A 12017-nucleotide genomic window follows, 5' to 3' on the forward strand; every position below is an offset into this window, starting at 1 on the left:
GGAAGGCTCGGCAGACAGCAAAAGACGTCAAATTAGCGCAGAGACTATGACGCGCAGAGGAGTTGTGCCTCCGCGCGTCATTCCCCTGAAATGGGCTTTTTTTAGTGAAGACGCATATCCAGCGTCATGGGCAGCTCATCATTCACGGTCAGCAACGGCACTTCCAATTTGCCGGGGCTATGGCCAATGCGGAAGAAGCGGGAAAGACGTCGACTTTCGGCTTCGTTGGCATTAACTGGCAAGGTTTCATAATTGCGCCCGCCGGGATGCGCGACATGATACTCGCAGCCGCCCAAGGAACGCTGCATCCATGTGTCCAGCAGGTCGAAAACCAACGGCGCATGCGCCGGAATGTTCGGCTGCAGGCAGTTGGACGGTTGCCAAGCGCGGTAACGCACGCCGGCGACGAACTCACCGACACGCCCGGTGGGTTGCAGCGGCACCGGAATACCGTTGCAGGTCAGCATGTAACGCTGCGGCGGCAATCCATTAAGTTTGACTTGCAAGCGCTCCAACGACGAATCGACATAACGGACCGCACCACCGGCCGCACCCTCCTCGCCCAACACATGCCAAGGTTCCAACGCCTGACGGATTTCCAGTTCGATGCCGCTGACCGCGTAATCACCGACTTTCGGGAAACGAAACTCCAGATGCGCGGCAAACCATTCGGCACGCAACGGATAACCGGCGGCAGTCAACTCGACGATAACGTCGGCGAAATCCTGTTCGATAAAGTGCGGCAGCATGAAGCGGTCGTGCAATTGCGTACCCCACCGCGCCAGCTTGGCCGGTGCATAGGGTTCACGCCAGAAACGCGCAACCAATGCCCGTAGCAGTAATTGTTGAGCCAGACTCATGCGGGCATGGGGCGGCATTTCAAACGCGCGCAATTCCAGCAAGCCCAACCGGCCGGTCGCGCCGTCCGGGGAATACAACTTGTCGACGCAGAATTCCGCCCGATGTGTATTACCGGTGACGTCGATCAATAGGTTACGCATCAGCCGATCCACCAGCCATGGCGCGCACTCTTCACCTGGCTCCGGCATCTGCGAGAAGGCGATTTCCATCTCATAAAGCGAGTCGTTGCGGGCTTCGTCCACACGCGGCGCCTGGGAGGTCGGGCCAATGAACAGGCCAGAAAACAGGTACGACAGCGACGGATGGTTGTGCCAATAACTGAGCAAACTGCGCAGTAAATCGGGACGGCGTAAAAACGGTGAATCCGCAGGCGTCGCGCCGCCAAGGACGAAGTGATTACCACCACCGGTGCCAGTGTGACGACCATCGATCATGAATTTCTCAGTGGTCAGTCGAGTCAGCCGCGCCTGCTCGTAGAGAAACTCGGTGCGCTCAACCAACTCATCCCAACTGGACGACGGCTGCACGTTGACTTCAATCACACCTGGATCAGGCGTGATACGGAAGTTCGCCAGACGCGGGTCGCTTGGCGGTTCGTACCCTTCGAGCAAAACCGGGCAATGCAACTCCTCAGCCGTGGCCTCCACCGCGCTGACCAGTTCGAGGTAATCCTCAAGCTTTTCCAGCGGCGGCATGAACACGTACAGACGCCCATCCCGGGCCTCGGCACACAACGCCGTGCGAGTCAGCCAATGGGCGGACTCGGCAGCTTTGGGTTCGCGTTCTTCATTGGCGTCGACCTGTTCGGTCAGGCTGTTGAGCTGCGATTTCACCTGATCGCTGCTCGGCAGCGCAGGGAAGTCCTGGTTATGGTCGGTGGGGTGAATGAACGGATATTCCGACGCCTTGACCCAGGGTTGCGAGGCCAGCGGCAGCCGGTAACCCAGCGCCGAATCCCCCGGCACCAGTCGGCAATGTTCGTCACGCAGGAACCAGCGGCCGCTTTGCCATTTATCGCCCGCCTTCGCCCGGGTCAGCGGCAGCACTTGGCCGATGACTTTATCCAGACCTTGGGTGAAGACCTTGCGCAGACGAGCACGCTCCTGCTTGTCTTCGAGACGCGAGTCCTCGGCGCTGACGTTCAGTGGCAACGCACCTTCGCGCCACAGGTAGTAGAAATTGTCTTCGTAAGCCGGAAACACGAAACGCACCGGCAACTTCAGGCGCTCGGCAACGCTGGCGAGGAAGCGCCCGGCCATTTCGCCATCGGCGCCGTACTCTTCTGTTTCATCGGCAATCAGTGCGTTGTTGTGCCACACCGGTTGGCCGTCTTTGCGCCAAAAGCAGTTCAGCGACCAGCGCGGCAGTTGCTCTCCGGGGTACCACTTGCCTTGACCGAAGTGCACGATCCCCAGCGGCGCGTAGTGCTTGCGCATGCGCTGATAGAGTTCGGCAGAGAGCTTGCGCTTTTCCGGGCCCAGGGCTGCGGTGTTCCATTCGTCGCCGTCGCGGTCGTCAATGGACACGAAGGTCGGTTCGCCGCCCATGGTCAGGCGCACGTCGTCGGCGATCAGATCGGTGTCGATTTTCCGTCCAAGGGCCTGAATCGCCAACCATTGGTCTTCGCTGTACGGTTTGGTAACGCGGGGCGCCTCCCAAATCCGCTCAACTGACATCTCGTGGGTGAACTCGGTTTCGCACGGTTCAACCAAGCCACTGATTGGTGCCGCCGAGGACGGCTCGGGGCTACAGGCCAACGGAATATGGCCTTCACCCGCAAACAGGCCCGAGGTGGCATCAAGCCCGACCCAGCCAGCGCCAGGCAAGTAAACCTCGCACCAGGCGTGCAGATCCGTGAAGTCGACATCGGTGCCGGAAGGTCCGTCTAGCGCTTCAACGTCGGCTTTGAGCTGGATCAGGTAACCCGATACAAATCGCGCCGCCATGCCCAAGTGGCGCATCAACTGCACCAACAGCCAGGCCGAGTCGCGGCAGGAACCGGACGCGTTGTCCAGCGTGAACTCGGGCGTCTGAACGCCCGGTTCCATGCGGATCAGGTAAGCGATGTCTTGGCTTAGCCGCTGGTTCAGTGCCACCAAAAAGTCGATGGTCGGCAACGGCGTACGGTCGATGCTCGCCAGATAAGCGGCAAACTTCGGCGTCAGCGGTAACGTGGCAAGGTACGGCGCCAGTTCACGCTGCTCATCGCTGGCGTAAACAAAGGGGATCTTTTCCGCGTAGGGCTCAAGGAAAAAGTCGAACGGGTTGAACACCGCCATTTCGGCGACAAGATCGACTTCGACCCGCAGCTCGTTGGTTTTTTCAGGGAACACCAAACGCGCTAAATAATTGCCCTGAGGGTCTTGCTGCCAGTTGACGAAGTGTTGCTCAGGCAAGACTTTCAGGGAATAGGACAAAATCCGCGTGCGGCTGTGAGCCGCCGGACGTAGGCGCACGATCTGCGGACCCAGTTCAACCGCTCGGTCGTAGCGGTAATGCGTAACGTGGTGCAAGGCAATATGAATCGACACGGCGTGCCTCCTGCGAGCCTGAACGGTAATGGAACCGCGCAAGACTTATGCCATTCCAGCAAATACGGCGGTTTGCGGCCTGTAGCGTCACGCACAGCACCAAAATAGCGCCAAGCATGAGCCTCGGTGCAAGCGTCGCACATAAAAGGAGCTAGGACGACGCTCCTTTTGCGCACCGCTACTTCTCCTGCCCCCGAAATACCTATTTAGCCTCTTTGCTGCTCGCATTGCGGCTTACATGGCCTCTCCGACACCGCTCGTCGGTGCTGTTTTTGTGAACCCAAGAGAGGTTTAAATGAATCAACCACTAGATGAACAGCCGTTCGAATTAAAAATAATCAATGGCAAAATAGGCTTTGCCCATTGGGGCCGGCATGAGCTGGCTGATTTCGATACCTTGCTGGGAATGCTCGGCAGTCAACGAAATCAAAATAAGCCGAACTTTGATTTTCCGTTGCTGACATTGGCACAACGCACGGCGCCAGATACACAGTCGCTACCCGTCGAACACGTAAGCCCAGCGCAACTCTTGTCTCGCTATCGTTTGGAACTACCCTCGAATCTATCCGACATCGACGCTTGCATCGAGACGCTAAATCTCGCGAAGGAAGCATTGCTGCGAACAATAATCAACGAATCGGTAACCATTGAAGAGCTGCTGGACAGCAATGGTCTAACGATCATCAAAAAAACTACTCAGGCATTCAAGGCTAGCAATACCGAGTCCATTCTCGACCAGTTGATATTTCCCGAACTGGTACAACTGGCGGTCGCAGACATTCGCCTACGCCCCATGGCCACGCTGGCTACATTATTAGAGTCGGCAACGGCGCAAGACCTTGGACAACACCTGCTAAAAGCAATCGACTGGTACGGAGCCGACGCTCAGGAAAAAACATCGCCCATCGTACTCGCGAAGTTGATTTTAAAAGCCATCGCACTGGAGCTTGACCCTGACTCCAACCTCAAAGGATTTGATGTCGATCAAACGGCAAATTGGGGCAAAAGCTACGCCGCTATCTGCGCCGACATAGAACGCCACTTCACCTACTCAGGGATGGTTTTTTCGCCAGCGGCGGCACAGTTTGCAACAGTGATATTGGCGCCAAACTACCCGGCTGGATTAAAGGTCGATGGGGTTCCTGCACAACTGGCTTATCGACGCAGCACCGCATGGCTCCAACTGCAACATGGGATTCATCTCGCCGAAATACTCAGCCCTGGCGCGTCCCACCGGATGAGTTATCAGCAATTATTAACCTACCCGATGAACCTCATCACTGACGCCCCCGAAGAGACCATGGCGTTAATTTCCTCAACCCTAACGCCGCCGCTTCTTGACTGGGCGCAAGCCAATAGGTTGATCGGTTCAAAACCAAAAGACGGCTACACCGCCGATGATCTCGATAAAGCTTTCGCAGCGTTCAGCAAGCATGAACGCAACCTGAAAGAGGCCATCGAGCAGTTGAAGAAAGCGCCACCTGACCGCCTGGTGATGACACAGCAAGCGTTAGACCAGCGAGGCATACCTGCAAACACCCTGTTTCTCGACCGCAGCGGCTACTCCAACGAATATATTCGTGCGAACGCCCGCTCGTTTGCCTACAACCACCCGCTGGTTGTTATGCAGGGTTATAAGGCATTTGATTTACTCGCGACCGGGCGATTGAAGGGCGGTCAATCAACCTGGATGCCCGCTCTAGTCCGTGGACATGACGGCAACTACTACCCCAACTTTTTAAATATCTCATCGTTGCCCGATATTCCTTCCATGTTCGCAGCTGCGTTCGATACATGGTGGGACGATACGGCGTTGGCCGTTCGCTCACTGGTCAACGCACTTCTGGATGATCTTGCGCAAGATGAACGCTTGGCTATCGAACAGGGGCAGGTACGGCTGCACACGCTTAGAAGCGGAAATTTGGACCTGTACAGCGCTTCTCATAACACACCGCACAATAAGGACTTGTTGAACACCCCAAGTGACACCCATCCAACGGTTGCGCGTTTTGGCTTTCTTCTCCATTCCATCCATCGCGGTAATCACTATTACCATGAGATTTTTCCCTATTCAGGGTTCATCCGTCGGCGTGACGACCTTGTTCAACACCGCACGGCCCTTGAAAGCCGCAGCACTGCAATGCTGCCATTTGATTGGACCGCCTACTCCACCGGCACCGCGCCTGACCTTCAGGCCAAATCAAGGGTGATCGTTCATCACCTCAACACCTACGGCCCCCCCCAAGCCCCCTTCGAACACCTGATCTCGTTTCCTCGTCGCAAGCAGATAATCAATGACATCGCTCGCCAGATCGCGCTTAGAAATAGGCAACAACTGTTTGAAATGAAGCGCGGGTCCACCGCGTTTGATAAGCCAAATGCAGTGGTGGAGTTTCTGAAAAACTACATCATTCCGGTATGGGGGCCCCTCGAAGACCTGATCGAAGCGGCCCAATCACCTCGCGGACAGTTAAAAGCGTTATTGGCAACCCTCAGTTTGACGCTGGATATTCTGTCCATTGTCTTTCCCGTTGCGAAAGTCGCCGGACTCTCCACCCGCTTTGTCAAAACGACTGCGACCTTCGGTTTAAGGGCCGGCCTGCCGCGCCTCGGTACGCTGGCCAAAGGCATGGCAGTGGCAGCTCACCAGACATTGAACCCGGCTGCCGGCATCACTGGCGTGCTCATGTTCGTGGGAAAGATCCCGCTTCGATTGAATCGCGCGGGCCTTAACCTGATTGAAACCGGAATTGTTCAGGTGAGAAAACTGTTGGATCTGGCCTCATCTCGCCGCGCAGCGCTCCTCTCCCTAAGCAGCCGTCAAGCCACTGCCTGGACACAAAAGACTGCGAATTACCGGATGAACACTGTTGACGAGTGGTCAAACGTGGTCGTTTTTGAAGATGACTTTCGGTCACTGACTCGCCCCGGCCGTTATCTCGTCGACCCCGAGACTCATCGCCCGTACGGTTCTGCGTTAATGCAACTCAATGACGCGGGCGACCTCAGCCGAAAAGCACCCTATGAAATCGAAATCAGTCATCAGAATGGCAACTGGGCGGTGTTGGATGACACGCCGGACCTGAGCAAAACCTGGGTTCGCTGGGGGGATGAACTGACGTTAGACGCTGGGGGCATCAGCTACAAGCTTGTTCCCAAGGGCGAAGGCTCCGTCTTGCGTCGTAGCGAGTCTTTCGACGCAGGCGATAGGCTGAAGTCGACTACGGTTGCCACCTGCCGCCTACCTCGCGGCCTTGATTTGAAACATTGCTCGGCAAATACCTTTAGAAACGTCAACCACAGCGGCCTTCAGGCGCGGACCAACCTGGGAAGAAACGTGCAGCCCTGGTTCACCGACATCAGCATCACGGCTTCACAAAACACTGGCGAGTTTGTCCATAACCGTTTTATCTGGCGCTCCCAAAACAGCAACTACTTGAAAGCGATTAAACACAAGCTGGGGCCGGACCAGTACAAGGTTTCGATTTTGGCCGAGGTCACGGGTGGCAATGACATCTTTAAAAGAATCGCCGTAAAAGGAGGCATCGTCGGGACCATCAATGACACGCGGGAGATTTCCGCCGTGGTGGCCGTGCGCAGAGGCAACGGCCTCAAAGTAATCGTGACGCGCGTAGATGATCAGGCTTACTACAAGGCTATATTTACGGATGGGCAAAAAAACATCACGTTCGAGAGAATGCAGGTCAACCTCAAAAGCGCGCCCACGACCCAGCTCTCCGACAATGACTATCTGGCGCATATTTACAACGGATCCTTCGATGCGAACGCGTTCATCAAAACGTTAAGCCCAGATGTCATAAACGCTGATTTGAAGACAATCAAAGCTGAAATAGACGCCGGTAGAACCCCCTACATCAACCGCTACATTGGCGGCCCTTACGACATGGGGACCACGGCGGAAGAAGCGGCATTGTTTTGCAAATACACGCGTTCACACTTCGAGATCGTTCCCCGGAAAACCAGCCCGTACTGGAAGGCAATTTCCAAGGACACGCCGTTAGCCGCAAGGACAGAAATCGCCAACCAACTGAACCGGCTGCATTTGTCACCCCGCAAGTTCACCGCCGACAATATCCTTATGCCGCATACCACTCGACTGATGTCTCAAAACAATAAAAACTTGGCGTACATGAAAGTCAGCTTCAAAGACCCCAAGGCCCACGCTGATAAAGTGTTCTATGCCATTTCAGGATTGAAAAAGACCGACACCGACGTAGAACTGACGAAATTCATTGACGGCGAACGTAGCGCCGAAGCGGGGTGGACGATACGAGATGGCATAGCGCATTCGTCTGACAATGTAAGTTATATCAACAGCCAGAGAACCCGTATGGCCACCGGCGCTCAGCGCGACCCAGACGAAGTCATCTTCCTGCCCGACCTAAAATCTCACTCCGAATTATTGCCGAGCGGAAACCATCGGATGCTGGATACAGAGCACATGATTTTGAACAGGTTTTATAAAGAACAGATCGACTTTAAGGACGTGGGTTCGATTCATGTGTTCTCGACCAAACCAACGTGCCCGTCGTGCACCATGGGCTTAGCCGGACTAAGAGCACATTTGCCGGAGGGCAAGTTCGAGGTGTTCGAAGGGATCAACTGAATATAAAAAGCCAGCCCTGGGGCTGGCTTTTTAACAGGCAATAAACGCCTTAACGCGGGACGACTGGCTTGCGCTTCGGCGGTTTCGGACCTTTGCCCTTCGCAGCATCGATACGCTCTTTGGTCGCTTGCTTGTTGCGAGCGAACGCAGCGGCTTTGGCTTCTTCACGCTTGTCCCATGGGTTGCCGCCATCGCTCGCGCGAGGTGGCAAGCCGGTGTGCTGGGTCTGAATCAACGTGGTCTTGGCCACTTTATGGCTGCCGACTGGTGTCGAGTTCTTGCGGCGCGCGCTCTGGTAACCGTCAGTGGCAGGCTGATGCAAAGGAATCAGTTGGTCTTTGCCTGAACCGATCAAATCTGCACGGCCCATACGGATAAGGGCTTCACGTAACGACGGCCAGCCTTTCGGGTCGTGGTAGCGCAAGAACGCCTTGTGCAACCGGCGCTGCTCTTCGCTTTTAACGATGGTCACCGAATCGCTCTTGTACGTGACCTTGCGCAGTGGGTTTTTACCCGAGTGGTACATCGCCGTGGCCGTGGCCATCGGTGACGGGTAGAACGCCTGCACTTGATCGGCGCGGAAACCGCTGCCCTTGAGCCACAGTGCCAGGTTCATCATGTCTTCATCGGTGGTGCCGGGGTGGGCAGCGATGAAGTAAGGAATCAGGTACTGCTCTTTACCGGCCTCTTTCGAATACTTCTCGAACATGCGCTTGAATTTGTCATAGCTGCCAATGCCCGGCTTCATCATCTGATTGAGCGGACCTTCCTCGGTGTGTTCCGGGGCAATCTTCAGGTAACCACCCACGTGATGGGTCACCAGCTCTTTAACGTATTCCGGCGACTCGACCGCAAGGTCATAACGCAGGCCGGAAGCAATCAGGATTTTCTTCACGCCCGGCAACGCCCGTGCGCTGCGATACAGCTGAATCAGCGACGAATGGTCGGTGTTCAGGTTCGGGCAAATGCCGGGGAATACGCACGACGGTTTACGGCAAGCAGACTCGATCTCAGTACTCTTGCAGGCGATGCGGTACATGTTCGCCGTCGGGCCACCGAGGTCGGAAATAACCCCGGTGAAACCTGGAACCTTGTCGCGGATCTCTTCGATTTCGCGAATGATCGACTCTTCGGAACGGTTCTGAATGATCCGGCCTTCGTGCTCGGTGATTGAGCAGAAGGTACAGCCGCCGAAGCAGCCGCGCATGATGTTCACCGAGAACCGGATCATGTCGTAGGCCGGGATTTTTTCCTTGCCATACGCCGGGTGCGGAATGCGCGCGTATGGCATGCCAAACACGTAGTCCATCTCTTCGGTGGTCATGGGAATCGGCGGCGGATTGAACCAGACGTCGACTTCGCCGTGCTTCTGTACCAAGGCGCGAGCGTTACCTGGGTTGGTTTCCAGGTGCAACACGCGGTTGGCGTGGGCATAGAGCACGGAGTCAGCGCGGACTTTTTCCATCGACGGCAAACGGATAACCGTTTTATCGCGGGTCATCCGAGGGCTGGCCAGCAACTGCACGACCTTGGCTTCCTGCGGATCGTCTACCGGGCCTTTTTCTTGCTCGATGGCGCAGGCTTGGGTGTCCTGAGTATTGACGTACGGGTTGATGATCTTATCGACCTTGCCCGGACGATCGATACGTGTGGAGTCGACCTCGTACCAGCCTGCCGGCGTATCGCGACGGATGAACGCGGTGCCGCGAACGTCAGTGATGTCTTCAATCTTGTGGCCGTACGACAAACGCTGGGCGACTTCGACGATGGCGCGTTCGGCGTTGCCGTATAGCAGGATGTCGGCGCAAGCGTCGATCAGAATCGAATTACGCACCCGGTCCTGCCAGTAATCATAATGCGCGATGCGGCGCAATGAAGCCTCAATGCCGCCCAATACGATGGGCACGTGCTTGTAGGCTTCTTTGCAACGCTGGCTGTATACCAGACTCGCACGGTCCGGACGCTTGCCGGCCATACCGCCAGGCGTGTAAGCATCATCGGAGCGGACTTTTTTGTCAGCGGTGTAGCGGTTGATCATCGAGTCCATGTTGCCAGCGGCGACGCCGAAGAACAGGTTCGGCTCGCCGAGCTTCATGAAATCGTCTTTGGAATGCCAGTCTGGCTGGGCAATGATCCCGACGCGGAAGCCCTGAGACTCCAACAGCCGGCCAATGATCGCCATGCCAAAAGACGGGTGATCCACGTAGGCGTCACCGGTAACAATGATGATGTCGCAGGAATCCCAGCCAAGTTGATCCATCTCTTCCCGGCTCATGGGCAGGAAAGGTGCCGGCCCGAAACACTCGGCCCAGTACTTGGGATAGTCAAATAACGGCTTGGCTGCTTGCATATCAAAAAACCTGCACGTGTACACGTTGGAAAATCGCGGGCGCGGAATATAGCACAAAATTTGACCAATTCCGACGGTAATGGTCGGAATTAGCAGCGGAAGAATTTGATACGGGCACACTGTGGGACCGAATTCATTTGGGAAGGCGTTGGGTCAACTACAAAGGTCGCCGGACGTGCAATTCATTCCCGAATACATTCGGTCCCAGAAGGCCGGGAAGCGTCGCATCAATCGTCGTCGAAGTTGTAACTGCCCGGCGCGAGGTTTTCGAATCGGGTGTATTTGCCGATGAACGCCAGCCGCGTAGTGCCGATTGGGCCGTTACGCTGCTTGCCGATGATGATTTCAGCGATGCCTTTGTGCTCGGTTTCGGGGTGATACACCTCGTCCCGGTACACGAACATGATCACGTCAGCATCCTGCTCGATCGCTCCGGATTCCCGCAGGTCGGAGTTGATCGGGCGCTTGTTCGGCCGTTGCTCCAGGGAACGGTTGAGCTGAGACAAGGCGACCACTGGGCATTGAAATTCTTTGGCCAAGGACTTCAACGAACGAGAAATCTCGGAAATCTCATTGGTACGGTTGTCACCGCTTGAGCCAGGAATCTGCATCAATTGCAGGTAGTCGATCATGATCAGGCCAACTTCGCCGTGCTCACGCACCACCCGGCGAGTCCGCGCGCGCATTTCCGACGGGCTGATACCGGCAGTGTCATCGATGAACAGTTTGCGGTCGTTGAGCAGATTGACCGCCGAGGTCAGGCGTGGCCAATCATCGTCTTCCAGACGACCGGCGCGGACCTTGCTCTGATCGATACGACCCAGCGACGACAACATACGCATGATCAGTGATTCACCTGGCATTTCCAGTGAATACACCAGCACTACTTTGTCGCTACGAAGCACGGCGTTTTCCACCAGGTTCATGGCGAACGTGGTTTTACCCATCGACGGACGGCCGGCAACGATGATCAGGTCAGACGGTTGCAGGCCGCTGGTTTTCTCGTCCAGGTCGGTATAACCGGTGGACAAGCCCGTTATCGCGTTATCCGTGTTGAACAGCGTGTCGATGCGATCAATGGCTTTGGTCAGCAGGTCGGTAACGCTGACCGGGCCACCACTTTTCGGGCGTGCTTCGGCAATCTGGAAGATCTGCCGCTCAGCTTCGTCGAGAATCTCGGCGGCGCTGCGGCCTTCCGGATTAAACGCGCTGTCAGCGATTTCCGCACTAATGCCAATCAACTGCCGCAAGGTCGCCCGCTCGCGCACGATTTGCGCATAAGCCTTGATGTTGGCGACGGACGGAATGTTTTTCGCCAGTTCACTCAGATAACCCAGACCGCCAACCTGCGACGTATGACCTTCTTTGTCCAGTTGCTCGGACAGGGTAACCACGTCGATAGGGCTGTTCTGGTCGGCCAGTTTAGCGATGGCACGGAAGATCAGACGGTGATCGTGTCGATAAAAGTCGCCATCGGATACTTGATCGAGCACGCGCTCCCAGGCGTTGTTGTCCAGCATCAAACCACCGAGCACGGCCTGTTCGGCCTCGATGGAGTGCGGCGGCACCTTGAGGGCGGCAGTTTGCAGATCGTATTGCTCGGGGGCGGATATTTCGTTCATGGCCACTTAAAAATCAGGGAGAACAG

4 protein-coding genes are annotated in these 12017 nt (G+C 56.0%); 1 reads left to right on the forward strand and 3 read right to left on the reverse strand.

Annotated elements, in window-relative coordinates:
* Positions 1–101: 101 nt before the first annotated feature.
* Positions 102–3392: a transglutaminase family protein gene (locus RHM65_RS03140; protein ID WP_322167395.1), complete on the reverse strand. Its 3291-nt coding sequence runs from the start codon at positions 3390–3392 to the stop codon at positions 102–104.
* A gap of 295 nt (positions 3393–3687) precedes the next feature.
* Between RHM65_RS03140 and RHM65_RS03145 the strand changes: the two genes are divergently transcribed.
* Positions 3688–8019 (forward strand): deaminase domain-containing protein, encoded by a 4332-nt coding sequence (locus RHM65_RS03145; RefSeq protein WP_322184235.1) that lies wholly within the window; start codon positions 3688–3690, stop codon positions 8017–8019.
* Between the two features lie 49 nt (positions 8020–8068).
* Here the strand turns inward: RHM65_RS03145 and RHM65_RS03150 are convergent, their stop codons facing one another.
* Both RHM65_RS03150 and dnaB read right to left on the reverse strand, forming a co-directional pair.
* Complete coding sequence (locus RHM65_RS03150) at positions 8069–10369, reverse strand: YgiQ family radical SAM protein (RefSeq protein WP_322184237.1); 2301 nt, start codon at positions 10367–10369, stop codon at positions 8069–8071.
* 227 nt (positions 10370–10596) lie between these two features.
* Positions 10597–11991 (reverse strand): replicative DNA helicase, encoded by a 1395-nt coding sequence (dnaB, locus tag RHM65_RS03155; protein ID WP_322167391.1) that lies wholly within the window; start codon positions 11989–11991, stop codon positions 10597–10599.
* Positions 11992–12017: the final 26 nt, after the last annotated feature.

Source organism: Pseudomonas sp. CCI4.2, assembly GCF_034350045.1.
Classification (GTDB): domain Bacteria; phylum Pseudomonadota; class Gammaproteobacteria; order Pseudomonadales; family Pseudomonadaceae; genus Aquipseudomonas.

What these genes read in the sequence shown, in the direction of transcription:
- RHM65_RS03145 (WP_322184235.1), top strand. Translation starts at nt 3,688, where the DNA reads ATGAATCAACCACTAGATGAACAGCCGTTCGAATTAAAAATAATCAAT.
- RHM65_RS03150 (WP_322184237.1), bottom strand. Translation starts at nt 10,369, where the DNA reads ATGCAAGCAGCCAAGCCGTTATTTGACTATCCCAAGTACTGGGCCGAG.
- dnaB (WP_322167391.1), bottom strand. Translation starts at nt 11,991, where the DNA reads ATGAACGAAATATCCGCCCCCGAGCAATACGATCTGCAAACTGCCGCC.